The organism is Snodgrassella sp. CFCC 13594 (assembly GCF_001590725.1).
Lineage (GTDB): Bacteria > Pseudomonadota > Gammaproteobacteria > Burkholderiales > Neisseriaceae > Snodgrassella.
This window is the reverse complement of record NZ_LQXR01000002.1, coordinates 107,185-132,023: the sequence shown is the minus strand read 5'-3', so window position 1 is coordinate 132,023 and position 24,839 is coordinate 107,185. Positions and strand designations below refer to the sequence as shown.

19 protein-coding genes, 4 pseudogenes and 1 riboswitch are annotated in these 24,839 nt (G+C 49.4%); of the genes and pseudogenes, 11 read left to right on the top strand and 12 right to left on the bottom strand.

The window, feature by feature from the left end:
- Window positions 1–262: 262 nt before the first annotated feature.
- The 3 genes and pseudogenes from gltP to queF all read right to left on the bottom strand — a co-directional run bounded on the left by gltP (window position 263) and on the right by queF (window position 3,096).
- Window positions 263–1,597, bottom strand: a complete 1,335-nt coding sequence (gltP, locus tag A2F46_RS02290) for a glutamate/aspartate:proton symporter GltP (protein ID WP_066566462.1) — start codon at window positions 1,595–1,597, stop codon at window positions 263–265.
- Window positions 1,598–1,867: 270 nt separating this feature from the next.
- A pseudogene (locus A2F46_RS02285) lies at window positions 1,868–2,544 on the bottom strand (7-cyano-7-deazaguanine/7-aminomethyl-7-deazaguanine transporter).
- A 78-nt stretch (window positions 2,545–2,622) separates the two neighbouring features.
- On the bottom strand, window positions 2,623–3,096 hold the full coding sequence (gene queF, locus A2F46_RS02280; RefSeq protein ID WP_066566090.1) for a preQ(1) synthase: 474 nt from the start codon (window positions 3,094–3,096) through the stop codon (window positions 2,623–2,625).
- Window position 3,097: 1 nt separating this feature from the next.
- A riboswitch (PreQ1 riboswitch) is annotated at window positions 3,098–3,142 on the bottom strand.
- 242 nt (window positions 3,143–3,384) lie between these two features.
- On the opposite strand from queF, the gene aroG reads away from it, so the two are divergent.
- Window positions 3,385–4,443 (top strand): 3-deoxy-7-phosphoheptulonate synthase AroG, encoded by a 1,059-nt coding sequence (gene aroG, locus A2F46_RS02275; protein ID WP_066566087.1) that lies wholly within the window; start codon window positions 3,385–3,387, stop codon window positions 4,441–4,443.
- 71 nt (window positions 4,444–4,514) lie between these two features.
- Here the strand turns inward: aroG and recQ are convergent.
- Window positions 4,515–6,301: pseudogene (recQ, locus tag A2F46_RS02270) on the bottom strand (DNA helicase RecQ); the annotation flags it as partial.
- A gap of 101 nt (window positions 6,302–6,402) precedes the next feature.
- Between recQ and A2F46_RS02265 the strand changes: the two are divergent.
- Together A2F46_RS02265 and A2F46_RS02260 are read left to right on the top strand one after the other, a co-directional pair.
- Window positions 6,403–6,846, top strand: coding sequence for a surface-adhesin E family protein (locus A2F46_RS02265; protein WP_066566459.1), 444 nt, complete (start codon window positions 6,403–6,405; stop codon window positions 6,844–6,846).
- Between the two features lie 41 nt (window positions 6,847–6,887).
- Window positions 6,888–7,226 carry a hypothetical protein gene (locus tag A2F46_RS02260; protein WP_066566084.1) on the top strand — a complete coding sequence of 113 codons (339 nt, stop codon included), beginning with the start codon at window positions 6,888–6,890 and terminating at the stop codon, window positions 7,224–7,226.
- 33 nt (window positions 7,227–7,259) lie between these two features.
- On the opposite strand, the pseudogene A2F46_RS02255 reads toward A2F46_RS02260, so the two are convergent.
- Window positions 7,260–8,140, bottom strand: a pseudogene (locus A2F46_RS02255) (homocysteine S-methyltransferase family protein).
- Between the two features lie 248 nt (window positions 8,141–8,388).
- Here A2F46_RS02255 and A2F46_RS02250 point away from each other — a divergent pair.
- The 4 genes from A2F46_RS02250 to A2F46_RS02235 all read left to right on the top strand — a co-directional run bounded on the left by A2F46_RS02250 (window position 8,389) and on the right by A2F46_RS02235 (window position 11,767).
- Window positions 8,389–8,640 carry a hypothetical protein gene (locus tag A2F46_RS02250; protein ID WP_066566076.1) on the top strand — a complete coding sequence of 84 codons (252 nt, stop codon included), beginning with the start codon at window positions 8,389–8,391 and terminating at the stop codon, window positions 8,638–8,640.
- 27 nt (window positions 8,641–8,667) lie between these two features.
- Window positions 8,668–8,994: an NGK_0946 family protein gene (locus A2F46_RS02245; RefSeq protein WP_066566075.1), complete on the top strand. Its 327-nt coding sequence runs from the start codon at window positions 8,668–8,670 to the stop codon at window positions 8,992–8,994.
- An 80-nt stretch (window positions 8,995–9,074) separates the two neighbouring features.
- Window positions 9,075–11,291 carry a UvrD-helicase domain-containing protein gene (locus tag A2F46_RS02240; protein WP_066566074.1) on the top strand — a complete coding sequence of 739 codons (2,217 nt, stop codon included), beginning with the start codon at window positions 9,075–9,077 and terminating at the stop codon, window positions 11,289–11,291.
- 53 nt (window positions 11,292–11,344) lie between these two features.
- Complete coding sequence (locus tag A2F46_RS02235; protein ID WP_066566073.1) at window positions 11,345–11,767, top strand: HIT family protein; 423 nt, start codon at window positions 11,345–11,347, stop codon at window positions 11,765–11,767.
- A gap of 203 nt (window positions 11,768–11,970) precedes the next feature.
- Here A2F46_RS02235 and A2F46_RS02230 read toward each other — a convergent pair whose 3' ends face one another.
- On the bottom strand, window positions 11,971–12,876 hold the full coding sequence (locus A2F46_RS02230; protein ID WP_197457526.1) for a LysR family transcriptional regulator ArgP: 906 nt from the start codon (window positions 12,874–12,876) through the stop codon (window positions 11,971–11,973).
- Between the two features lie 37 nt (window positions 12,877–12,913).
- Here A2F46_RS02230 and A2F46_RS02225 point away from each other — a divergent pair, with 37 nt between their 5' ends.
- Window positions 12,914–13,660 (top strand): LysE/ArgO family amino acid transporter, encoded by a 747-nt coding sequence (locus A2F46_RS02225; RefSeq protein ID WP_231867682.1) that lies wholly within the window; start codon window positions 12,914–12,916, stop codon window positions 13,658–13,660.
- A gap of 279 nt (window positions 13,661–13,939) precedes the next feature.
- Here A2F46_RS02225 and A2F46_RS02220 read toward each other — a convergent pair whose 3' ends face one another.
- The 5 genes from A2F46_RS02220 to A2F46_RS02200 form a co-directional block, all read right to left on the bottom strand.
- Window positions 13,940–15,469, bottom strand: a complete 1,530-nt coding sequence (locus A2F46_RS02220; RefSeq protein WP_066566070.1) for a DHA2 family efflux MFS transporter permease subunit — start codon at window positions 15,467–15,469, stop codon at window positions 13,940–13,942.
- An 11-nt stretch (window positions 15,470–15,480) separates the two neighbouring features.
- The gene (locus A2F46_RS02215; protein WP_082783541.1) at window positions 15,481–16,692 is read right to left on the bottom strand and encodes an efflux RND transporter periplasmic adaptor subunit; all 1,212 of its coding nucleotides are present in this window, start codon (window positions 16,690–16,692) and stop codon (window positions 15,481–15,483) included.
- 17 nt (window positions 16,693–16,709) lie between these two features.
- Window positions 16,710–17,804 (bottom strand): TolC family protein, encoded by a 1,095-nt coding sequence (locus A2F46_RS02210; protein WP_197457525.1) that lies wholly within the window; start codon window positions 17,802–17,804, stop codon window positions 16,710–16,712.
- Window positions 17,756–18,145, bottom strand: coding sequence for a hypothetical protein (locus tag A2F46_RS12260; protein WP_066566064.1), 390 nt, complete (start codon window positions 18,143–18,145; stop codon window positions 17,756–17,758). The genes A2F46_RS02210 and A2F46_RS12260 overlap by 49 nt, the downstream gene beginning before the upstream one ends.
- A gap of 72 nt (window positions 18,146–18,217) precedes the next feature.
- The gene (locus A2F46_RS02200) at window positions 18,218–18,712 is read right to left on the bottom strand and encodes a MarR family transcriptional regulator (RefSeq protein ID WP_066566062.1); all 495 of its coding nucleotides are present in this window, start codon (window positions 18,710–18,712) and stop codon (window positions 18,218–18,220) included.
- Between the two features lie 213 nt (window positions 18,713–18,925).
- On the opposite strand from A2F46_RS02200, the gene A2F46_RS02195 reads away from it, so the two are divergent.
- Window positions 18,926–20,707 (top strand): acyl-CoA dehydrogenase, encoded by a 1,782-nt coding sequence (locus tag A2F46_RS02195; protein WP_066566060.1) that lies wholly within the window; start codon window positions 18,926–18,928, stop codon window positions 20,705–20,707.
- A 150-nt stretch (window positions 20,708–20,857) separates the two neighbouring features.
- Here the strand turns inward: A2F46_RS02195 and A2F46_RS02190 are convergent.
- A pseudogene (locus A2F46_RS02190) lies at window positions 20,858–22,314 on the bottom strand (DASS family sodium-coupled anion symporter).
- Window positions 22,315–22,426: 112 nt separating this feature from the next.
- On the opposite strand from A2F46_RS02190, the gene A2F46_RS02185 reads away from it, so the two are divergent.
- Together A2F46_RS02185 and dnaK are read left to right on the top strand one after the other, a co-directional pair.
- Window positions 22,427–22,615 carry a hypothetical protein gene (locus A2F46_RS02185; protein WP_156471537.1) on the top strand — a complete coding sequence of 63 codons (189 nt, stop codon included), beginning with the start codon at window positions 22,427–22,429 and terminating at the stop codon, window positions 22,613–22,615.
- 23 nt (window positions 22,616–22,638) lie between these two features.
- A complete protein-coding gene (dnaK, locus tag A2F46_RS02180) occupies window positions 22,639–24,573 on the top strand; it encodes a molecular chaperone DnaK (RefSeq protein ID WP_066566056.1) in 1,935 nt (644 codons plus the stop codon).
- Window positions 24,574–24,839: the final 266 nt, after the last annotated feature.

The following is a 24,839-nucleotide window of genomic DNA, read 5'->3' as shown; positions in this document are numbered from 1 at the left end:
CGGCAAACACGCGCTATTATTTTAACAACAGCCGGTGGGTAACCGGACCCCATGGCTTGTATCAAGCCTACACCGATCAGCGCAAAACGATTGCAGTGATTGCTTATCGCCGAGTAAGCCATATTGACGCTCTTACGCCACACAGTAAGGCACTTCATCACGCTCACCTATACAACTGCTATCGAGATGAGCAATCTAGGCTACCGTAAAAGAAAAATGCCGCCTGATTGAATCAAGGCGGCAGAAGAAACATCATCCGAAATCAGCTGTTTTTCACTTCGGCATAGTACAAATCGGCTTTCTTTTCATCGTATTTGTTTTCCCATTTGGCAATAATTAAACTTGCCAGAGAATTGCCCACCACATTCACCACTGTACGGCCCATATCCAATATACGATCCACGCCCAAAATAAAGGCCAAAGATTCAACGGGCAGGCCCATTGCCGTTAATACTGTGGTCAGCACCACAAAAGACACCCCAGGCACGCCTGCAATCCCCTTGGATGCCAGCATCAACGTGATTACCATGGAAATTTCTTCAATCAGCGACAAATCAATACCATTGAGCTGCGCAATGAAAATCACCGCAATACTTTGGTATAGCGTTGAGCCATCTAAATTAAACGAATAGCCAGTGGGAATCACAAAGCCCGTAATTGATTTGGGCACACCATATGCTTCCATTTTTTGCATGATTTTGGGCAGTACCGCTTCTGAACTGGCCGTAGAGAATGCCAGCAACAATTCATCCTTGATGATGTACAAAAGTTTAAATAGGCTGAGCCCCGAGAGACGTGCAATCAGCCCAAGCACCACCAAAATAAACAACGCCATGGCTGCATACACAATAATCACCAATTTCGCCAACGGCAATAAGGCGGCAAAGCCAAATTGGGCAATGGTGACTGAAATTAACCCAAAAACGCCGATGGGGGCATAGTGCATAATGGTACTGGTTAGGCGAAACATGGTATCCGAAATACCCTTAAACACATTGAGTAACGGTTCTTTGGTTTCTTTCGGCAAATGCAGCAAAGAGACGCCAAACAAAACCGAAAAGAAAATCACGGGCAGCATCTCTGCTTGCGCCATGGACGCCACGATATTGGAAGGAATCATATCCAATATCATCACGACCAGACCGTGGGGCTTATCCGCTAGCTCCGAAGACGTGGCTTGAAATGAGGTTAAGGCTTTGGTATCACTCATGTGTAGGGTTGACGTGTCAATACCGGTCCCAGGTTGGAACACATTGGCCATCACAATGCCGATAACGATGGCCAAGGTGGTCACCACTTCAAAATACAAAATGGTTTTCCCACCTAGAGTGCCTAATTTTTTGGCGCTTTCCATATTGGCAATGCCCACAATCAGGGTGGAGAGCACGATGGGAATCACAATCATCTTAATCAGCTTGATGAAAATATCGCCCATAGGTTTCAAAATATTGACGATGAGGCCTTTGTAAGAATCATGCAGCCAATGAGTGGGAGTGGCGTTCACGTGATGCAAATAGAGTCCAAACAAAACACCCAAAATCAAGGCCAGCAAAATTTGATAAGCGATGTTCGATTTTATTTTTGTTAATAAAAACATATTAATATCCGACAAAATCATCAAAACAAAGAAGCCAAGGAAAGCTTATTAATAAAGAATAACAATGCCATCCTTGGCCTAATCTTTGCACTATTTAGCTTGTTAATAATACCTTAAATAAACACAAGTTCATGAGATTAAATCAAACCCCAGTCAATTAGCGGTCAAAAATTGATCATCATCAAAACCATTGCCCAAGACAAACAAGCCAAATAAAAGCCCTTGTTTAGACGCCTAAACAAGGGCTGTGAGACTCATTAATGCGATGGTTTAATGCGTTTCGGACACCACAGGTTTTGTATTTAACTGATGCAATGTGGTCAACTTACGGCTGAGGTAGCTCAGTAAAACGCCATAAATTGGTAAGAAAAATAACGCCGAAATGGTAATTTTAAAGGCATAATCCATCAACGCAATTTGCGGCCAATGGGCTGCCATAAATGCATCGGGCTCATGTAGAAGGCCACCGAGAAAAAGACCAAGGTATCCATGGCGCTACCAAATACAGTTGAAGCGCTGGGTGCCAGCCACCAAATCCGCCGTTGCCTTAAGCGGTTAAACACTACAATATCCATCAGCTGGCCAACCACATAGGCAGTAAAGCTCGCCAAAGCAATGCGCCCCACAAATACATCAAATTGGCCCAAGGCTACCCAGCCGGTCCAAGCGCCTTGCTGAAACAACACAGACACCACATACGACAATATCAAAGCGGGCCACATCACCCAAAAAATAATGCGCCGGGCCAAACGAGCGCCAAAAATACGCACCGTCAAATCGGTGGTGAGAAAAATAAAAGGGAATGTAAATGCACCCCAAGTATTGTGCAACCCCATTAATTCAAAAGGGAATTGCACCAAATAATTACTGGTGGCAATCACGACAATGTGCCAAAACGACAACCATTTCAATGCTTTCCACTGCTGTGCTGAGCTAAATTCGTACATCATCCATCCATTCTGAGTGAGCATAGCCAGGCTGCCTGAAAGGCGCCGACTATGCTATTTATCTATAAATTCAATCAATTATTTAAACGCCAGCCCACGCAGCCGCGCTGCCGCCAAATTGGCATACTCAGTATTCGGCTCGCCGTAATTGGCATAAGGATGAATAGCGATGCCGCCGCGAGGCGTGAATTCGCCCAATACTTCGAGGTATTTCGGCTGCATCAACGCCACCAAATCGCGGCGAATGATGTTGACGCAATCTTCATGAAAGTCGCCATGATTACGAAAGCTAAACAAATAAAGTTTCAATGATTTGCTTTCCACCATTTTGAGATGGGGCCAATAATTGATATATAAGGTGGCAAAATCAGGCTGACCAGTTTTAGGGCACACGCTCGTAAATTCGGGACAAATGAATTTAACGGCATAGTCATGATCGAGATGCTGATTATCGAAGGTTTCCAGCACATGAGGGGCATAATCAAACGCATAATCGGTATGACCACTGCCCAATAGATGCACACTCCGCATGGAGTCGTCAGAACGCATAATGATTTCCTTAGTTTTTTATTGTGGGAGGTTTTCGAACCACAGGGGCGCTATTGTACGGCAGAGCCACATCGCGCCTAGCTCATTGCCATGCCTGCACAATAAAATCACTATTTTTGGCAGTTTATTTTAATAAAATACAATTAAATAAATTATTTTAAAAATTTTAGGCAAAAAAATTGATATGGTGGCAATTTAATTTCAATATCAAGCATTATGACTTGCTTTTTCCCAACAAACCCGATACGCTGACCAATACATTCAAAAAGACGATGTGTTATAGGAACCACCATGAGCCCCGCATTACCGCGCCAAACCGATGACGTAAAAATAAAAGAAATTAAAGAATTACTACCACCTATTGCGCACTTATATGAATTACCCATTACCGAAGAAGCTGCTGAATTGGTGCATGATACCCGCCACGGCATCGCCGACTTGGTTCATGGTCGAGATTCTCGCTTGCTGGTCATCATCGGCCCTTGCTCTATTCATGATCCCAAAGCAGCCTTGGATTATGCTCAGCGATTGCTGCCTTTGCGTGAAAAATACAGCAACGAATTATTGATTGTGATGCGCGTCTATTTTGAAAAGCCGCGCACCACCGTGGGCTGGAAAGGCTTAATCAATGACCCACACTTGGATGGCACTTACGACATCAATTTTGGCTTGCGCCAAGCTCGAGATTTGTTACTGAAACTCAATAACATGGGCATTCCCGCCGCCACTGAATTTTTAGATATGATTACCCCGCAGTATTTTGCAGATTTGATTGCTTGGGGTGCCATTGGGGCGCGTACCACCGAAAGCCAAGTGCATCGGGAACTGGCATCCGGTTTATCTTGCCCTGTGGGCTTTAAAAATGGCACCGACGGCAATTTAAAAATTGCCATTGATGCCATTGGTGCGGCTAGCCATCCGCATCATTTTTTATCGGTCACCAAAGCTGGTCACTCTGCCATTGTTCGCACTAGCGGCAACCCCGATTGTCATGTGATTTTACGGGGCGGGAAAGAACCCAATTACAGCCATGAGCACGTTGTGGCAGCAGTAGCGCAATTACAAAAAGCCGGCACTACTACGCAATTGATGGTGGACTTCAGCCATGCCAACAGTCGCAAAGACTATAGGCGACAAATGGAAGTGGCTGAAGATGTGGCCAATCAAATCAAAGCAGGCGACAAGCACATCATGGGTGTGATGGTAGAGAGCAATATAGAGGAAGGCCGCCAGGATAAGCCTGAAATTTATGGCAAAAGCATTACCGATGCCTGTATCGGCTGGTCAGATACAGAAATATTATTGGCCCAATTGGCCGATGCCATTAAGGTTCGTCAGCAAAATCCATAAACCATCTGCATTTCAATAAGTGTATTCCTACCCTACCGGCTGCCTGAAAACAGCCGGTGGTTTTTTCAGGCAGCCCATTCTTGGCAAATGGTGAGAATATCATGACCAAAATGGCGAATTTTGCTTTCCCCTAAACCATAGATGCTACTCAAATCAGCAGCATTGTGTGGGGGATTCTGTACTAAATCTTGCAAGGTTCGATCAGCAAAAATAGTGTAGGCGGGCACATTGGTGTCACTGGCGCGCTGTTTACGCCATTGTCGCAATGCCTGCCACAAACGCTCTTCCCGCTCAGTGCGTAGCCACGCAGCTTGCATTTTCCCAGCTAAAACACCGGATGAACGGCGGAATGGTCGCAACCATACCTGCGTTTCACCTTTCAATACCGCCCTCGCTGCTGGCGCCAAACGCAACGTTTGGCTGGCGGGTTCAATAGTAAGATAACCGGCCACCACACTCTGGCGTACGACCGTGCGCCAATCTTTGGCAGACACACTGGCACCCACCCCGAATGTCGACAACTGCTCGTGCCCAAACCGCTTTACCCAATCAGAGTCACGCCCACGCAACACATCAATCACATATGCAATACCAAAACGCTGACCCACGCGATACACGCAAGAAAGTAATTTTTGCACCAGCACCGTGCCATCGAAGCGATCCGGCGGCGACACACAATTATCACAATGCCCACAAACACCGCTATTTTCGCCGAAATAGTGCAACAGCATGCTGCGCCGACACGAAGTGGTTTCACAAAAAGCAAGCATGGCATCAAGCTTTTGCAAATCAATGTGCTTCTGCGCCTCATCTTTTTCACTGGCCATGATGCGGTCACGCAACAGCACCCAGTCATTCAACCCATAGCAAAGCCAGCTCACGGCAGGCAAACCATCACGCCCCGCACGCCCAGATTCTTGGTAAAAATGCTCAATGCTCGCCGGCATATCGAGGTGCGCAACAAAACGTACATCCGGCTTATCTATGCCCATGCCAAAAGCCACCGTAGCCACCACAATAACGCCATCGTCTTGCGTAAACCGGCGTTGATTGGCGCTGCGTTCGGCCCAGCTTAATCCAGCATGGTAAGGAATGGCATCCAAGCCCTGCTCACGTAAAAAAGCTGCAATGTCCTCCACCCGCTTGCGCGAGAGACAATACACGATGCCGTTTTGCCCAGACATTTGTTTTTGGATAAATTGCAACAGCTGCTTTTTGCCACTGTTTTTTTCAATAACTTGATAATCAATATTGGGCCGATCAAAACTGGCAACAAATACCCGCGCGTCGGTTAAGCCCAAATAATATTGGATATCGGCGCGGGTCGCTGCATCCGCTGTCGCGGTAAGCGCAATACGCGGCACGTCTGGGAATTGATCGACCAGCAACCCCAGCTGTTGATATTCAGGGCGGAAATCATGGCCCCATTGACTCACGCAATGGGCTTCGTCAATGGCAAACAAGCTAATCGGCGTGTGGTGCAAAAATTGCAGAAATTTTGGCGACACCAACCGCTCTGGAGCCACATACAACAATTTTATGGTGCCTCCCGCAATGGCATCGCTAATGGCCCTAATATCATCAAAGGCAGTGCACTGTGCACACAGGCTGCCTGAACCCCAGCAGCAGTTAACGCCGCCACCTGATCCTGCATCAAGGCAATTAACGGCGACACCACAATGGCCACGCCTTCTCTCATCAGCGCTGGAATTTGATAACACAAAGATTTACCGGCGCCCGTGGGCATCAGCACCAAAGCCGAGTCGCCCGCCACCAAAGTATTGATGATATCAGCCTGTTGGCCGCGAAATTCGGGATAACCGAAAACATCGTGTAGAATTTGCTCTGAACCAACCACAACACACCTTCACCTAGCCAAGTGGCGCTATTGTACTGCATTGACTGCTTAACTTCATGGCGATTGCACGGCAAAAAGGTGGGTTAATTGAGGACAACATCATGAATCAACATATTTTTAAGCCCTTTGGTTTGGCATTGACCACAGCCTGTTTAGTGGCCGCTTGCGCCACCAGTAGCGGCCCCAGTGTGAGCGGTAATTGGCAGCCTCTGGGTGAAGATGGCAGCGGCAATATACGCCACGCGTTGGATACATCCAGCATTCGCCATCAAGGTGGCTTGGCCACATTCCGCGACAAAAAAACCATCATCGACACCAAGCAAGAGCGCTTCAACAATACGCCCGCATACAAAGTAGCCATTGGCACTTGGGAAATGGATTGCACTCGAAAAACGTTTCGTCTGAGCGCATTGCAACTATTAGATGAACGGGGCAGTACAGTTCGACAAGAGCAATACAATGCCAGCCAAATGCGGCCGATGACAGTCATCCGCGGCTCTGCCTCAGAGCAACAATACAAACGAGTTTGTGGCAAGTCATTGTGATGTACTTCAGGCAACCCCACCATTTCAGGAGAGTACCCAAGATGAAACAGCATCTATCCATCTGGATCAGTGCCGGGCTGGTATCCGTTTTGGCTGCGCCATTATGGGCGCAAACGCAGGCAGAAGCCGATTTATTGAGCGCGCAAACAGCCTATCAATCGGCCTTATCGGCACAACGCACAACCCAAACCAAAACACTGGATTTACAAGCGCAGCTGGAATCCGCACAAGCGCGATTGAACCGAGCTCAGGCCGACGTCACCCAATTGCAAGGTGCGCTGAACCAAGCTGATGCAGCACGGCAGCAAAATGACGCCTTGCTGAATGCCGCCGGAGCCCGTTTGGACAGTGCATGGCAAGCGGTGCGTGGCGGCCAATAGCAGCCCATGCACACGCTCTGTGCGCAATAGAAATTAGCCACCACCTCGGCATTGAAGATCAGCCAAAGCCCGAATGTACTCGGGCCCAATACCGCAGCACCCGCCAATCAATGTGGCGCCTGCTGCCAGCCATTGTTCGGCTAACGCCGCATAGGCTCGAATGGTTAGATCAGGGCGCATGTCATCCAAGTATTCATTGGCGGCTGTTTCCGCTTCGGCGTCATGCGAACAAAAGGCATTGGCGTAGACCCCAATGGGGCAAAACTGACCAGAACTCGCCATGACCTGTTGAGCTGTCTGAATGGCGGCCAACATAGTCTCTGGTGCACTGCAGTTAAACAACAAAGCATCAACGCCCAGAGACAACATGGCTTGAGTGGCTTCAGCAACCGGCTCCCCCGAACGCAAGATTGGCCTAGTCCCCCCCGCCTCATCAGCCAAAGTAAACGACACCCAAAAAGGTTGGCTACTTTCAGGCAACATTGATTGAATAAATTCTGCTTCCTGAATGGATGATAAGGTTTCAGCGAGCCATATATCAGCATAAGGCGCCAAACCAGCAATTAAGCGTTGGGCAATCTCGGGGGCGCGCACCACGTCAAAAAGTGCTGGCTGATAAGAGCCAAACAAAGGCGGTAATGAGGCCGCCACGCGCACATTTCGCCTAGATTCCTGCACCGCTTGGCGAGCCAGCCGCCCTGCCAAATCAGCCCATTGTTGTCCGTGCGCATAAAACGCTGGCGCTCCCAAGTGAAAAGGAACCAAAGCATAGCTGTTGGTGGTGATCACTTGGCTCCCGCCGCAATGAACCCACGATGTACCGCCAGCACCGTTTCTGGAGCCTCCATCAGGGCCAAAGCAGACCACTGTGGTTGCCGAAATGGCGCGCCTTGTTTCAATAATTCACGGCCCATGCCGCCATCCAACAGCGTCCACGGTGCCAAATTATCGGTATGGTTGGCTTCGAAGCAATTCATTTGAATGGCACCCTTTATCTGGTAGTAATCCGATCTCTTACAATCATCACCCAACCATCCCAAATTCATTTTTCGAATTGGGTCTGATTGTATCAATGCATGATAAATAAATACTTGCCTATTCAAGCAAACCTTGGCTATGATTCGGCTGAGTAAATTGACATAATTTTACAGGAATAAACACAATGAAATCACTGAGTATTTTACTGTTGGGGGGAATGTTGTTGTCTGCTTGTACTGGCGTTTCTTATGGCAATAAAACGTTTGTGAGCTCGCCAGAAACAGAAGCAAGAATGCAAGCTGATTCTGCCCGAGTGAAGGCAGATGAACGTGCCGAACGAGCTGAGCGCCGCCAAGAATACTATGAAGTCATTGATAAGCAAGCTGATGCGTATCGCAAGGCAACCAGTGGCCAAAAAATCTATTTATTGCACTAATCTCCGAATCGAGACCAGGGAAAACCAATGAAAAAAATTCTGATTGCTTTATCTTTATCTGCCTTTTTGGTGACCGGCTGTGCCACTGGCGGCTCAGTAGGCGATTATGCCATGGGTGACGACTCCGCAGCCATTAAAGCCGGCCGCAATCAAGCTTCGGCACAATTGTCCCGTGCCGAGCTGGAACAGCATCGTCGTCAACGCCAAAATGTTTCTGAAGAGCTGGCTTTGGAATCCCAAAAACGCCAAAACAAACGCAACGAAATCAATGGCACCATGGGCACTGCTGCTTCAGCAGTTGGCTTAATTGGCGGCATTGCTGGTACAGCCGCATTGATTAAAGCATGGTTCTAAAACCATAAGACTTCTTATCTCCAGCCGCAGGCCACCATGCCAGCGGCTTTTTCATGCCCAATCGGCTACAATAGCCCACTATGGACATTTCATCTTCAGGCAGCCTATTGGCTGGTCTCAACTCCGAACAATTAGCAGCAGTAACCTGGCCGCCGCAAGCGGCATTGGTACTGGCGGGCGCTGGTAGCGGCAAAACCCGAGTGCTCACCACCCGTATTGCCTGGTTGATTCAAACCGGGCAAGCCAGTGTACACAGCATTTTGGCAGTAACGTTCACCAACAAAGCCGCCAAAGAAATGCAGCTGCGTTTATCGGCCATGCTGCCCATTCCCGTACGCGCCATGTGGCTGGGTACTTTTCATGGTCTGTGTCATCGATTTCTGCGTCTACATTATAAAGACGCAGGCCTACCCAATGGCTTCCAGATTCTTGACAGCGGTGATCAATTGGCGGTGATCAAACGCCTATTAAAAAGCCTCAATATCGCCGAAGAAATCATTGCACCTCGCAGCCTACAAGGTTTCATTAATGCACAAAAAGAAGCGGGTTTGCGCGCCAGCCAGCTCAATGCCCCTGATCCGCACACCCACCGCATGATTGAGTGCTATGCTGCCTATGATGCTTTGTGTCACCGCGAAGGCGTAGTGGATTTTGCCGAGCTGATGTTGCGCAGCTATGAATTACTGCAAGCCAATGAGGCGTTGCGCACCCATTATCAGCATCGTTTTAATCATATCTTAGTGGATGAATTCCAAGACACCAATAAATTACAATATGCTTGGCTAAAACTTCTAGCAGGCAGTCATGCAGCCGTTTTTGCCGTGGGTGATGACGACCAAAGTATTTACCGTTTTCGGGGTGCTGATGTAGGCAACATGACCCAGTTCATCCGCGAATTCGGGGTAGAAGCACCCATTAAGTTGGAGCAGAACTACCGCTCGGTGGGCAATATTCTCACTGCTGCTAATGCTGTGATTGCGCACAATGCCGAACGCCTAGGAAAAAACCTGTGCACCGATGCAGGCGAAGGCGAAAAAATTCGTATTTTGCAGGCCCTTAATGATGTGGAAGAAGCACAGTTTGTCGTGGATGAAACCAAGTCACTGAACCGTGAAGGCTGGTCATTTCAAAATATGGCGGTGCTGTACCGCAGCAATGCCCAATCACGGGTATTGGAACAGGCCCTTTTCCGAGCAAATGTACCGTACAAAATCTATGGTGGTCTGCGCTTTTACGAGCGCCAGGAAATCAAACATGCGCTGGCTTATTTGCGCTTGGCAGTAAACCCAGATGACGATAATGCGTTGCTGCGGGTCATCAATGTGCCCACCCGCGGCATAGGCGCACGCACCATTGAGCATATCCAGGCAGCAGCGGCCACGCAAGGCATATCCTTGTGGCAGGCAACCTGTACGCTGGGCGGCAAACAAGCCAAAGTAGCGGCATTTGTGCGGCTGGTGGAAAACCTACATGCCCAAGTAGGTCATGTCCAGCTGCCTGAATTGATGCAGGCCGCAGTGCATGATAGCGGGCTCATGGAATACTATCGCAATCAAAAAGGCGAACACCAAGACCGTATCGATAATTTGGAAGAATTGGTGAGTGCTGCGGTGGCATTCAAACCGTTGGAATCAAATTTTGAGGTTTTGCCGGAACATGCCGAAACCAACCCCGCGTTCCCGGTATTGGCCTTCTTAAGCAGCGCCGCATTGGAATCGGGTGAGCATCAAGCGGGTCAGGGTGAAGATGCATTGCAGCTGATGACCATTCATGCAGCCAAAGGTTTGGAATTTGATGCGGTGTTCCTCACAGGCATGGAGGAAGGACTTTTCCCCAGCGAATACAGTTTGGCCGAGCGCCATGGCTTAGAGGAAGAACGCCGCCTAATGTATGTGGCCATTACCCGCGCCAAAAAACGCCTGTACATCAGCATGGCCCAACAACGGCTGCTGCATGGTCAAACGCATTTTGGTTTAATCTCCCGCTTTGTGGATGAAATTCCAACAGCAGTGGTGCATCATTTATCAGCGCAGCTTTCAGGCAACCTAATCACCAAACCGGCGTCTTTTACACGCACCCATCCAGCCCGCCAACACAGCAACGCTCCGGCTGAAAACGCCATTGATTTCGATGGCTTTAGGCTTGGTCAAAATGTGCGTCACGAAAAATTCGGTACTGGCGTTATCATTGATGCGGCAACCAAAGGCGAGCACGCGCGACTCACCATCAACTTTGGCAAAAACGGCATCAAAGAATTGGATACGTTATTTGCCAAAAGTAAACTCACCCAAATTTAACTCATTCGCCACTCAAGGAACGTTCAGGCAACCCAAAATTACAGGAGAACGACATGCAAACCCCATACGACAGCAACAATATTTTCGCCAAAATCATTCGTGGCGACATTCCCTGCCACCGTGTTTTTGAAGACGACAAAACCTTGGCCTTTATGGATGTCATGCCTCAAGCCCGCGGCCATGTTTTGGTGGTACCCAAATGTGCAGCCATCGAACTGTGCGACATGACGCCTGAATACCTGCTGGCGGTATTCGCCACGGCCCAAAAAGTGGTGGTGGCACAGCGTCATGTACTGCACCGCGATGGCATAGTGCAAATGCAACTCAACGGCGCTCAAGCCGGCCAATCTGTGTTCCACTATCACATTCACTTGATTCCGGGCAATGTCCACGAACTGCACCAGCACGAAGGCGGCATGGCCGACCAAGCAGAACTGGCTGCGTTGGCCGAACAACTGCGCGCAGCACTGGCTTAAGTCTGCCTGAAATAAAAATTTAGGCTTATTGAATGCGGCATTGAAAACCATGCATGGATTGGTTGTCTTTGTCCACAATCCACCTTAAATGGGCCTGAGGCGCTTTCAATATTAACAGCGCTTCAGGCAACCTTTATGGGTGAGGGCGTGATCGGCAATCAGCCGATGGCTCATCAAAACAACCGCATATTCCATACTATAGCCTATTTCGCCCCTTGTTCCACCTGCACCAAATGGGCTTTGCCCAGCGATTGCAAGCGCTCGCTGACTTGCTGCAAATACACCGAACGTACTTGCCACACATGCCAATACACGGGCACATCAACATAGCATCCAGGTACCATGTCCCGCAGCAATCCTTGCGCCACCTCTGCCTCTCCCTGTCCCGTTGGAATCATACCCCAGCCCATGCCATACAACACCGCTTGAAAATAAGCATGACTACCCGGCACATAATGAATCGGGCAAGCATCGGCAGCATAATTGAAGTAGCGCTGCAGAAAGGTGTGGTTTACCTGGTCTTTCCGGTTGAATCCGATCAGCGGCGCAGCGGCCAAAGTCTGGCGGTTGATGCCTTCGCGGAAGTAACGTTGTGCAAAAGTCTGGCTGGCCAACATGCGGTATCGGTGGTAGCCCAAAAAGGCCACTTCGCATCCATTCAATGCTTTACTCTCGCTACTGAATGCCGCCACCACTTTACCTTCAGCCAACCAGCGCAAGGTGTGTTCCAAATCGTCACCATGCAACTCAAACAATACGGGATAGGTTTCCGCCAGCTGCGCCAATACCGGTGTGAGCCAAGTATCCAGAGCGTCATAATTGACCGCTAAATTCAAGGTGATCGGACCGCATTGCCCTGAAAAATCACGCTGCATTTCTTCCGAAAGCAAGGCGGCGCTGCGCAAGTAACGCAACAGTTTTAATCCATCTTTAGTGGCCACACAAGGCCGTTGCCGCGTCACCAACACACAACCCATGTGGCTTTCTAGGGTACGGATTCGCTGCGACACCGCCGATGAGGATAAATGCAGCGCCTCAGCGGCACGCTCAAAGCTGCCCCATTGCACTACCGCCAAAAAGGCGGCTGATTGTTTGGCGTCTACCAACATAATTTCACTTTCTATCATCAGATGGGTATGGTGACACATGCCCATTGATCACCACAAACACAGATTTTCAGGCAACCTGAAAATTTGTGGTCGCGTTTGCCTAACGCCCGTATTCATCCGATCATCCGCGCATCAACCAATGGGAGGCAATATGGGGTTGCAGGTATTTCTGGATGGCGCCATCATGATGAGCGGCCTAATCGTGGCCGTCGGCGCACAAAACACTTTTGTATTACAACAAGGATTGCTCAAGCAACACACGCTGCTGGTGGCCAGCATATGTTGGCTGTGCGACATGGTGCTAATGGCATTCGGCATTGCGGGCATGGCTTCGGCCAGCAAACAGCACCCTTTGTTGATGACGCTGGTTACATATGCGGGGGTTCTATTCTTAGTGGGTTATGGCGTGTTTGCAGCTCTTCGTGCTTGGCGCGGCGGCAGTCATTTGGCATTACAGCAACAAGCAGATTCAACACCAGCACCTGCCCGCCAAATCGCTTGGATTACCTTGGCCATCACTCTACTCAACCCCCATGTGTATTTGGATACAGTTTGGCTCATTGGCAGCGTGGCCGCACCACTCAATTCCACTCAGAAAATGGCTTTTTGGATGGGCGCCAGCACGCTATCTGGCTTATGGTTTTATGGCCTGGCTTTTGGTGCTCGAGTGTTGTTGCCATGGTTCCGTCGCGAGCGAGTTTGGCAAATTCTCGATGGATTAATTGCGGTGATGATGTTTTATTTGGCTTGGCGCTTGTTACTGCCGCTGTGGACAAAATTCTGAATGCGTCTCATGGCCAAGCAGCCAAATACATACTATTTTGCCGAGTTGTTGTCTGATTGCGCTGCTAACTAACCCCACTCAACATAATGCAGCAGGCAATGGCATGGCTCAACAATCAACCAGCAGATAAAAACGATGGCGTCGCGCCGAAGCCACGCTTAATGAGCGTGAGTCGGCGTTCAGCACAGTTTCGTACCACAAACATCGCAAGCAGGCTGCCTGAAACTGTTCAGGCAGCCTGTGCTGTACTCATGGTTATCCCAATCGCTTATTGCGCAATCAGTGCGCCCCACCGCCACCTTTGGAGCCGAAAGGTGGCTTGGCAAACCACACCAACACAACCAACGCCACAAAGGTTACACCACAGAGCCAAAAAATATCATTGGCACCCATTATGTTGGTTTGTTGCTCAATGATGCGCTCGAGCATGCCATATTGTTGTGGCGCAGCCATGCCCATTTGTCCCATGCCATTGAGTGTTTGATTGGCGGTATCGTTGTAAGGATTGATGGATTCAACTAAGCGGCTGTGGTGTAGTGCTTCACGCCTATCCCACATGGTGGTTACCAGTGAGGTACCAATACCACCGGCCAAAATACGCACAAAATTGGAAATACTGGAAGCGGCCGCAATTTGATTGCCAGGTATGCGTGACAGTGTAATCTGCGTGAGTGGCATGAAAAACATGGCCATACCAATACCCTGGATAAATTGTGGCCAAAACACATCCATGAAATCCATTTGGGCGTTGAATTCACTGCGCCAGAAAAAGCACCCGGCATACACCAGAAAGCTGACAGTAACCAAAGCACGCATGTCCAAACGATTCCCAAATTTACCAATCAAAGGCGAAAGTAGCACTGGGAAAATGCCAATCGGCGCAGTAGCCAAACCGGCCCAAGTAGCGGTGTAGCCAAGCTGTGTTTGCAACACCAAGGGCAGCAATACAATGGCGCCCATGTACACCATAAACGCGGTGCTTAAGGTAATAACGCCAACGGTGAAATTACGATCACGAAACAGCTGCAAATCCACGATCGGGTGCTCGGCATACCATTCCCAAATCACAAAATAACTCAGGCACACCACGGCCAGCACCGCCAATACAATGATTTCGGTAGATGAAAACCAGTCCAGCTCACGGCCACGATCCAGCATCATCTGCAATGCACCCACACCCACCACCATCAATGCCAAACCCAGGCGATCTATGGGTTGATGCACGATTTCGGTTTCTCGGTGTTTGAGTTGGCGCCAGGCCACCCACCCAGCCACAATACCGATGGGAATATTGATGAAAAAGATCCAGCCCCAATGCCAGTTGTCACTGATGATGCCCCCTAAAATCGGGCCAAAAATGGGCGCCACAATGATCACCATCGACCACAGCGCCAAGGCCATCGGCCTTTTTTCCGGCGGATACGCCGCCATCAACAAGCTTTGCGACAATGGAATCATGGGCCCCGCAACTGCACCTTGAATAACCCGAAATAACACCAATAGACCAAGGCTGGGCGCAATACCACACAGAAATGAAGCCACCACAAACAATAAAGTCGAGGCCACAAAAACTTTCACCTCGCCATAGCGCCGCGCCAACCATCCGGTTAACGGCACTGAAATGGCATTGGCCACCGCAAACGAGGTAATCACCCAAGTACCTTGGTTAGTGGCTGCACCCAGGTTCCCGGCAATGGTAGGCAGTGCCACATTGGCGATGGTGGAGTCAAGCACCTGCATAAACACCGCCAACGACAAGGCGATGGTCACCAATACCAAGGGGGTACCGCTTAATGGAGAAACACGCATTCAGGCAGCCTTTATTGAGCGTACTGCGCAAAAATTTTGTCGATGATGGTATTCACCGGCGCCCAATCAACATCAGCCAATTTATCGCCTTTATTCGGTTCACCCACATTGGTCATGTCTTTGCCATTTTTATTTTGGGTGTTGACTTCCACATCCATAGACAAGCCTACACGCAAAGGATGTTCGGCCAATTCTTTGGCATCCAATTCAATACGCACAGGCAAGCGCTGCACCACTTTAATCCAGTTACCCGTGGCATTTTGCGCGGGCAATAAGGCAAATGCCGAACCCGTCCCAGCGGATAACCCAGCCACACGACCATGGTATTTCACTTTGCTACCATAAACATCGGCAGTCACCGTGGCCGGTTGGCCAATGCGCATATTGGCCAGTTGGCCTTCTTTAAAGTTCGCATCCACCCACACATTGTGCAACGGCACCACTGCCATCAGCGCCGATCCCGGTGCGACTTTTTGCCCAACCTGTACGTTGCGCTTGGCTACCTGTCCATCCATTGGCGCTTTAATCTGCGTACGTTGCAAATTGAGCCAGGCATCTTTCAAATGACTAATGGCCGTCAATACTGCGGGCTGTTGACGCAAAGCAACATTGTTGCCAATCACCGCTTTTGCAGCTTTATCTTGTGCCTGAGTGGCTTCCAAAGCTGCTTGTGCTTCCACCACAGCCGCACGCGCATGGCTTAATTCTTCTGCCGAAATCGCATCGGTGCCCGCCAAGCTTTCGCGGCGCTTTAAGTCCGACTGCAGACGCGCCAATTGTGCCTTTTGAGCGATAACTTGAGCCTGTGCTTGACTGGATGCCGCAGTTTGCTGCTGATTTTGGCGAATGGCATTGATCAATTCGCTTTGGGCGCGTTCATACGCCAATTGCATATCGCTGTCATCCAACGTCACCAATACCTGATTGCTTTTCACGCCTTGGGTATCATCCACATTCACAGCTTGTACCGTCCCGGCGATTTGCGGTGTCACTTGTACCAAATGGCCATTGACATAGGCATCATCAGTGCCTTCCTCATGTTGCCAAACCAAGAGATACATCAACAAAAAGCCCAATGCAATCAACAGAAAAATGGTGGTCAGAATAATCAGGTTGCGCTTGCGCTTACCATTGGTTTTTTTCCTGGGTGCACTGGGTTGGGTGGGTGTGGGCGCTGTTGTAGCGGGCGTGCTGTTTTCTGCGTTCATGTCATTATTACTCATGGAATTTAACGTTTTCTTTAGTGTGTTTGTGCGGATGTGGCTTGCGGATTAATGAAGCCGCCGCCTAAGGCTGCCTGAAGGTTATTCCAGCTTTGCTGTTGCCATGATGCCACTTTCAAATAATCACCCTGTGCACTCAAAGCGGCGTCTTCCAACTGCAGTCGGTTTAAGCCATTATCCAAACCAGCCCGCAGACGACGGGCACTGGAATCAGCATTTTTCTGTGCCAGCTGCCATGCTTGCTGCTGTAGGGGTAGGGCGTCTTGACTGTGCTGATAATCACTGCTGGCATCGGCTGCTTGTTGTAAGGCAGTGACCACGGTTTTATCGTACATCGCTACCTGCTCATCATATTGGGCATGCTTGCCAGCCAAATTCGCTTTCAGGCTGCCTGAAGTGAAAATTGGCAAGGTAATGGCTGGCATCAACCCCAATAAACGCGAACTGGAATGCAATACATCAAAGGCATCAATGTGGGAAAAACCAGCCAAACCTTTGATTTCAATATTCGGATAAAATTCAGCCTTGGCGGCTTGAACCCCGAAATAGCGCGACTGCAACAACGCTCGTTGAGCCGCGATATCTGGCCGCTGGCCCAATATGTCAGCGCGCAAATGATTCACCGCCACAACCGGAACAGAGCCCAATGCCTGCGGATTCAAGCCCTGCACAGCAGTAGGTGGCTGGCCAATCAAAGCCGCCAAACTGTGTTGGGTGCGCTCACGCTCCGCTTGCAACTGTTTTTGCGATGACTGCAAAGACAGCAAAGCTTGGCCTTGGTTATATGCAGCACTGCCCGGCAATAGCCCAGCACGAATCCGCCCTGCCAACAAAGCTTTCAATTGCTCATTGACTGCAATGCGCTTATCCACCACAGCCAGCTGTGCATCCAATAACTGCCACTGCGTATATTGCGCTACGATGGCCTGAGCCAATACCAAGCGCGCTTGTGCCACTTGCCATTGCGCCGCCTCTTTTTGCCCCAAGGCTGCCTGAATGGTATTGCGCTGTTTGCCCCAGAAGTCAAATGTGTAGTTGAGCGCCAGCGCCGCCATTTCGTTGGTCAGAACATGATTGGTATCGTAATTGGGGATGTCTGGTTTCGGATCCAAATAAATGCCATTGGCCCGTGCTGGATGCCTATTTGCACGCCGGCCTGACCTTCCGTCCCACGCCATTGCGCCTCGGCCTGACGCAAACGCGCCTGAGCAATACGCAAATCTGGCGCCTGAGCCAAGCCCACATCCATCAAGTGATTCAAGGTAGGTTGCTGCAATTGACGCCACCAGGCCGCCGATACCGCGGCAGTCTGGCCCGCGGGCAAAGACAAACTGCTTGCTGTCATGGCGCTGTCCAAAGGCCGCTGCTGCCCAGTTTGTGCACAGGCACTCAGTGCCAGCGCACAGCACAATACCAATCCCTGCACACGATAGATTTTGATCGTTTTCAACATAATGTGTATGCCTTATTTATACCGCCTCTGCTGATTCGGCATTTGTTCACGCCGTTACAACAGGGGAAGCGCTTATTTGTGTTCCAATAATTTTTGCAGCAAACAGCGCAATTGCTGTTGCTCATCAGCCGAAAGCGCTGACCAAATTTGCCGCCGCACTGCATTGGTATCAGGGCTCACTTCTTGAATTAGTTTTTCCCCTGCGTCAGTTAGCTTTAAGGTAATTTTGCGGCGATCTTTGGGGTGAGTATAGCGAGTGGCCCAACCATTCATCACCAATTCATCCGATAAACGGGTGGCACTGGTGCGTGTCAGGTTCAGCACATCACTTAATTCTGAAGGCAAGATTTCATGCTTGGGTTGAGCATAAACCGCCAATAAGGCATGCCACAAACTTTCAGTCAGCCCGTGCTGGCGCAAGCAATCGTTTAATTGGTTGGTAATGCGCGTGTGCAATAAGCGCGATAAGCGCCCAAGAAGAATCAAATCCACATTCATACTGGGCATTTTGGCCGACAAAACAGACAGCGCGTTTTCCAATTCATTGGCAGAAAGAGCAAAAGACATAACAAACTCATTTGGTAAAATTGCCGAAATTATAGTAACAGAAAAAACTATAATCAAGTTTTTAATACCAATGATTAAAGATCTATCGATTCGTGTGTAGGCAAGGTGGGGGCAATTTGCTATGCTTGGTTATGGCATTGTGCTTTGCACAAAAGCCATGCACCCCCAACCAACGCCTTGGCGATTAAAAAAATAATATGGAGAAATATCAGCATGACCTATCGCGCCCCTTTAAATGAATTGCGCTTTGCCTTAGCAACCCATGGCCGCTTACCAGAGATTCTGGCCATGCCTTTTGCCGCTGGTTTGGATGCAGAAACCGTGGACGCCATTTTGGAAGAGGCCGGCAAGTTTGCCGAACAAGAATTGGCCCCCACCAACCGCAGCGGAGACTTAAATGGCGCTCGTTTGGTGGATGGCAAAGTCATCACCCATCCAGACATCGCCAATGCTTTTTATGCGTTTCGAGATGCCGGCTGGCTGGGGTTACGTGCGCCAGTCGAATACGAAGGTCAAGGCTTGCCTTCGATCATTGCGTCGGCTTGCGAGGAACTGTGGTGTTCGGCAAATCTGGCCTTTTCGCTGTTGCCAATGCTTACCTTGGGTGCCATTGGTGCCATTGAAGCGCATGCCAGCGACGAACAAAAGCAACGCTATTTGCCCAACATGAGCCAAGGCATTTGGTCGGGCACCATGAATTTAACCGAACCCAATGCGGGCAGCGATTTGGCGCAGGTGGCAACCAAAGCCATCCCCAACGACGACGGGTCCTACGCCTTGTCTGGTCAAAAAATATTCATCACTTGGGGCGATCATGAACTCACAGAAAATGTGATTCATCTGGTGCTGGCACGTTTGCCTGATGCACCTGCAGGCGTCAAAGGTATTTCTCTGTTTATCGCACCCAAATACTTGATCAATGCCGATGGCAGCTTGGGCAAACGTAACCCAGTTTATGCGGTGTCGTTGGAACACAAACTCGGTATCCATGCCAGCCCCACTTGCGTGATGTCATTTGAAGGTGCTGAAGGCTATCTGGTGGGTGAGGCGGGCAAAGGCTTGAACTACATGTTTACCATGATGAATCATGCCCGCTTGGGTGTGGGCATTGAAGGTCATGCGGTGGCTGAGCGTGCTTATCAAGATGCAGTGGCATATGCCAAAGAGCGCGTGCAAAGCCGTGCTTTGGGCAGCAGCAACAAAGAATCTGTCCCCATCATTCAGCACCCAGATGTGCGACGCATGCTGATGGTGCAAAAAGCCACTTTAGCAGCCCAACGCGCCTTATATATGAAAGCCAGCGCTGCGCTGGATCAAGCCCACTACCATCCAGTGGAAAGCGAACGGGCTCGCGCAGATGCCGAGTTAAGCTTCTTAATTCCGATTGTAAAATCTTGGTGTACCGATAATGGCACCACGCTCACCAATTTGGCCATGCAAGTATTGGGCGGCATGGGCTATGTTGAAGAAACTGGCGTGGCTCAGTATGTACGCGATGTGCGCATCACCCCGATATACGAAGGTACCAATGGCATACAGGCTTTGGACTTGGCGGGACGGAAAACCGCAGCCAATGGCGGCAACATTGCCAAAGCAATTTTGGCGCAAGGACATGCGGTGGCAGACAAACTAGCGGGTGTCCATTCAGCCATGGCCAAACAACTTCAGGCAGCCTTAACACTGGCACAAACCAGCGTAGATGATATGGTGTCGTTTATGCAGGAGACACCGGAAAAAGCGGCAGCGGGTGCTTGCGCTTATCTCAATCAAATGAGTTGCACGCTGGGTGCAGTGGCCGTGGCAGAAAACCATTTGGCTGCAGGCGCCGCGTTGACCGATGTCATCAATGCGCCTTTAGGAGCGGATTTTTATCAGGCCCAGCAACAAGTCGCCGAGGCTTATTTTGCCTATGTTTTACCGCAGATTTATGGATATGCAGAAAATGTGCATACGGGAGCCGATGCCATTCTGGCGCTGCCCTTAGACGCATTTTAAAGCTGCCTGAAACCAATAAAAAGCGGATGCTCAGCATCCGCTTTTTATTAACCACTTCTATTTCCTGATTAAGACGCGGTAAGAATACAAGCCGCCAGTGGGATGCAGGCGCCGGAATCACAATGGTTCACAGCACTTGAATCCTTTGCATTAGTAATAACCGAGCATTTTCCACCAAGCTGCGCCCACCACCACAAACACCAACAATTCCACCACACTCATCACAAATCCGGCTTTCCACCACTCCGACATGGTGACGTATTTAGAGCCAAAAATGACTGGTGATGTGCCCGTTGCATAATGCGTGAGCGTCATCATGATGCTGGAAGAAGCGGCCATCATCAGCGCAAACAACATCGGCGGAGCACCTAACGCCAACCCAGCGGCATAAAATGCACCAAACATGGCGGTGATGTGGGCAGTGGTGCTGGCAAACATATAATGCGCGTAGGTATACGCCAACAGCAATAAAGTGCATGAACCCAGCCACCCCCAGCCCAACTGCCCAATACCACTTTCCAACACTTGGGAAAACCAAGCAATCAAACCGAGTTTATTCAAAAAAGTAGCCATCATCACCAAAGCCGCAAACCACGTTATTGTGTCCCACGCGCTTTTTTCTTTGAGCACATCTTCCCAGCTCAATACCCCTGACAGCAGCAATAACGATAAGCCAATAAACGCCGTGGTGGTAGGATCAACGGTATAAGCCTTGCCCAATAGCAAAGCAGGAATGCCTGCCCATAAAATCAACAATACTGCAAAAATAAACAACATGATGTATTCATCTCGGCTCATTGGCCCAATTCACGCAATTTGGTTTTGGCAAAATCAATTGCATTGGGGGTTTTCTTGATTTCTGGAGGATAGAGCCAGTAAAGCACCAATGGCATCAACAGCATCGCCACCACGCCCGGCAACAGCATCGCCAAGGCCCAGGTACTCCAACTGAGATGAATATTGCTGTTGGTGGCTTTGGCCACCAAATCCACCACCAGTGGATTGGGGGCAGTGGCGGTAATAAACATAGCAGAAGAAATCGGGTTGCAATGGTAATTCACCAAGGCCAAATACTTGCCAATTTTCTTTTCTGTACCTTGATCGGGGTGCGAGCCAAAACTTTCAGCAATGGCTTTCATCAACGGGTGCATAATGCCGCCGCCCCGAGCGGTATTGCTGGGCGTCACGGGTGCCAACATCAGTTCAGAAATGGCAAAGCTATAACCAATGCCCAAAGTATGTTTGCCCCATACCGCAATAAACCAATAGGCAAAACGGGAGCCCAGGCCGGTTTTCAAGAGCCCGCGTGAAATCATGATGGCCACACCAATCAACCAAATCAGTGGATTGGCAAAACCGCTGAGCGCATCTTTCATGGCATCGCCCGGTTTATCCGCAGTCACACCCGTTAACGCAACCAGCATGATGGCAATGATAGACAATGCGCCTATTGGCATCGCCTTGCCAATAATGCCCGCAATAACGCCCACAAACATCGCCAGCAAATGCCAAGCCTGTGGGGTTACGCCTTCTGGCACCGGAATAACAAACGCAATAATCAGCCCCAATGCCACGGCAATGGCGGCGGGGATTGGTTTAAAGCCCATGATATGGCCTCTCTTTGTGTGTGGTCATAGAACCATTATTCTACGATAAATAAGTCTGCTTCAGCAGGCTTGTGCAGATACATCCTGATGTGGCTCAAATACAGCAATGACCATGGATTATGGTTGCCTGAAAGCCATTGTGGTCTTTCTTCAATCCCATCAGTTGCACCACCCAAATACCATGCGCCTTTTTTTTAATTTTCGCTTGAAATCCGCACAAGCGTGCCCATTTAAGCGTCAACAAGGCAGCAAAGGGCTGCCTGAATGCTGTATGGCAACACAACCGATTGAAGACATTTAATTATAAATTAGGAGATTGACACCATGGCAAAAGTAATTGGTATTGACTTAGGTACTACCAACTCTTGCGTGGCCATTTCTGAAGGTGGTCAGACCAAAGTAATCGAAAACGCAGAAGGCGCACGCACCACCCCTTCAGTAGTGGCTTATCTAGACAACAACGAAATTTTGGTAGGGGCACCAGCCAAGCGCCAGGCCGTCACCAACGCCAAAAACACCATTTACGCAGTGAAACGTTTGATTGGCCGTAAATTTGACGATGCAGAAGTCCAACGCGACATTAAAAACATGCCGTTTGACATCATTAAAGCCAGCAATGGCGATGCATGGGTGTCTGCACAAGACAAACAATTGTCACCACCGCAAGTTTCTGCCGAAATTCTGCGCAAAATGAAAAAAGCCGCTGAAGATTATTTGGGCGAGGCCGTCACCGAAGCTGTGATTACCGTTCCGGCTTACTTCAATGACAGCCAACGCCAAGCCACCAAAGATGCTGGGCGCATCGCTGGTTTGGATGTCAAACGCATTATCAACGAGCCGACCGCTGCTGCTTTGGCTTTCGGCATGGACAAAAATGCTAAAGGCGACCGAAAAATTGCCGTATATGACTTAGGCGGTGGTACTTTTGATATTTCCATCATTGAAATTGCCGATGTAGACGGTGACAAACAATTTGAAGTATTGGCCACCAATGGTGATACTTTCTTGGGCGGTGAAGATTTTGACCAACGCTTGATTAATTACATCATCGATGAGTTCAAAAAAGATCAAGGCATTGACCTGAAAAACGACGTCATGGCACTGCAACGCTTAAAAGAAGCAGCAGAAAAAGCCAAAATTGAACTGTCTAGCGGTCAACAAACCGAAATCAATTTGCCCTACATCACCATGGATGCCTCAGGCCCGAAACATTTGGCCATGAAAATCACCCGCGCCAAATTCGAAAGCTTGGTGGAAGATTTGATAACCCGTTCTATCGAGCCTTGTCGCACTGCCATCAAGGATGCGGGCTTGAGCGTGAACGACATTGACGACGTGATTTTGGTGGGTGGTCAAAGCCGCATGCCAAAAGTACAGGAAGCCGTTAAAGACTACTTCGGTAAAGAGCCACGCAAAGACGTGAACCCAGATGAAGCCGTTGCTGTGGGCGCTGCCATTCAAGGTGCCGTATTGACAGGTGATCGCAGCGATGTCTTGCTGTTGGACGTAACCCCTCTGTCTTTGGGTATTGAAACCATGGGCGGGGTGATGACCAAACTCATCAACAAAAACACCACCATCCCAACCAAGGCGACACAGGTTTTCTCTACTGCTGATGACAACCAAAACGCCGTAACCATCCACGTTTTGCAGGGTGAACGCGAACGCGCCTCGGCCAACAAAAGCTTAGGCCAATTTAATTTGACCGATATCCCGCCAGCACCACGTGGCATGCCGCAAATTGAAGTCACTTTCGACATTGATGCGAATGGTATTTTGCACGTATCAGCCAAAGACAAGGGTACGGGCAAAGAGGCTAACATCACCATCCAAGCTTCTTCTGGTTTGAGCGAAGAAGAAATTGAACGTATGGTGAAAGATGCCGAGGCCAATGCCGAAGAAGACCGCAAATTGTCTGAATTAGTGGCCAGCCGTAATCAGGCTGAAGCGCTGATTCACTCAGTGAAAAAATCATTGGGTGAATATGGTGACAAGCTGGATGCTGCGGAAAAAGAAAAAATCGAAACTGCTGTTAAAGAAACCGAAGAGGCAGTGAAAGGCGAGGACAAAGCAGCCATTGATGCTAAAGCTGAAGCGCTGGGTCAAGCCAGCCAGAAATTGGGTGAAATGATGTATGCCCAGGCTCAGGCTGAAAGCCAAAATCAACAGCCGCAAGGTGGTAACGAGCAGGCCACAGGCAAAGCCAATGATGATGTGGTTGATGCTGAGTTTGAAGAAGTGAAAGACAAAAAAGATTAATGTCTTTCAATCGGGCAAGGGCACCTTCGGGTGCCCTTTTTTTATGGCTGTATATTTCACGACACGCTCAATGTGTTTCATTCACCATTCAATACATGGCTGACAATACATCGATCGTCTTTGAAAAATCCGTTGAATGGTTAGGCAGCCATCCCAATCATGGACAGTTGCCATGCGCCCAATGGGCGGATAATGCATGCGCAGCACAATATGATGTGTTATTCCCTGCGCTTTCCTGCTGTGCAAGCTTCACATCAACTATGGGA

What these genes read in the sequence shown, in the direction of transcription:
- gltP (WP_066566462.1), bottom strand. Translation starts at nt 1,597, where the DNA reads ATGTTTTTATTAACAAAAATAAAATCGAACATCGCTTATCAAATTTTG.
- aroG (WP_066566087.1), top strand. Translation starts at nt 3,385, where the DNA reads ATGAGCCCCGCATTACCGCGCCAAACCGATGACGTAAAAATAAAAGAA.
- A2F46_RS02265 (WP_066566459.1), top strand. Translation starts at nt 6,403, where the DNA reads ATGAATCAACATATTTTTAAGCCCTTTGGTTTGGCATTGACCACAGCC.
- A2F46_RS02260 (WP_066566084.1), top strand. Translation starts at nt 6,888, where the DNA reads ATGAAACAGCATCTATCCATCTGGATCAGTGCCGGGCTGGTATCCGTT.
- A2F46_RS02250 (WP_066566076.1), top strand. Translation starts at nt 8,389, where the DNA reads ATGAAATCACTGAGTATTTTACTGTTGGGGGGAATGTTGTTGTCTGCT.
- A2F46_RS02245 (WP_066566075.1), top strand. Translation starts at nt 8,668, where the DNA reads ATGAAAAAAATTCTGATTGCTTTATCTTTATCTGCCTTTTTGGTGACC.
- A2F46_RS02240 (WP_066566074.1), top strand. Translation starts at nt 9,075, where the DNA reads ATGGACATTTCATCTTCAGGCAGCCTATTGGCTGGTCTCAACTCCGAA.
- A2F46_RS02235 (WP_066566073.1), top strand. Translation starts at nt 11,345, where the DNA reads ATGCAAACCCCATACGACAGCAACAATATTTTCGCCAAAATCATTCGT.
- A2F46_RS02230 (WP_197457526.1), bottom strand. Translation starts at nt 12,876, where the DNA reads ATGTTGGTAGACGCCAAACAATCAGCCGCCTTTTTGGCGGTAGTGCAA.
- A2F46_RS02225 (WP_231867682.1), top strand. Translation starts at nt 12,914, where the DNA reads ATGCCCATTGATCACCACAAACACAGATTTTCAGGCAACCTGAAAATT.
- A2F46_RS02220 (WP_066566070.1), bottom strand. Translation starts at nt 15,469, where the DNA reads ATGCGTGTTTCTCCATTAAGCGGTACCCCCTTGGTATTGGTGACCATC.
- A2F46_RS02215 (WP_082783541.1), bottom strand. Translation starts at nt 16,692, where the DNA reads ATGAGTAATAATGACATGAACGCAGAAAACAGCACGCCCGCTACAACA.
- A2F46_RS12260 (WP_066566064.1), bottom strand. Translation starts at nt 18,145, where the DNA reads ATGTTGAAAACGATCAAAATCTATCGTGTGCAGGGATTGGTATTGTGC.
- A2F46_RS02200 (WP_066566062.1), bottom strand. Translation starts at nt 18,712, where the DNA reads ATGTCTTTTGCTCTTTCTGCCAATGAATTGGAAAACGCGCTGTCTGTT.
- A2F46_RS02195 (WP_066566060.1), top strand. Translation starts at nt 18,926, where the DNA reads ATGACCTATCGCGCCCCTTTAAATGAATTGCGCTTTGCCTTAGCAACC.
- A2F46_RS02185 (WP_156471537.1), top strand. Translation starts at nt 22,427, where the DNA reads ATGGATTATGGTTGCCTGAAAGCCATTGTGGTCTTTCTTCAATCCCAT.
- dnaK (WP_066566056.1), top strand. Translation starts at nt 22,639, where the DNA reads ATGGCAAAAGTAATTGGTATTGACTTAGGTACTACCAACTCTTGCGTG.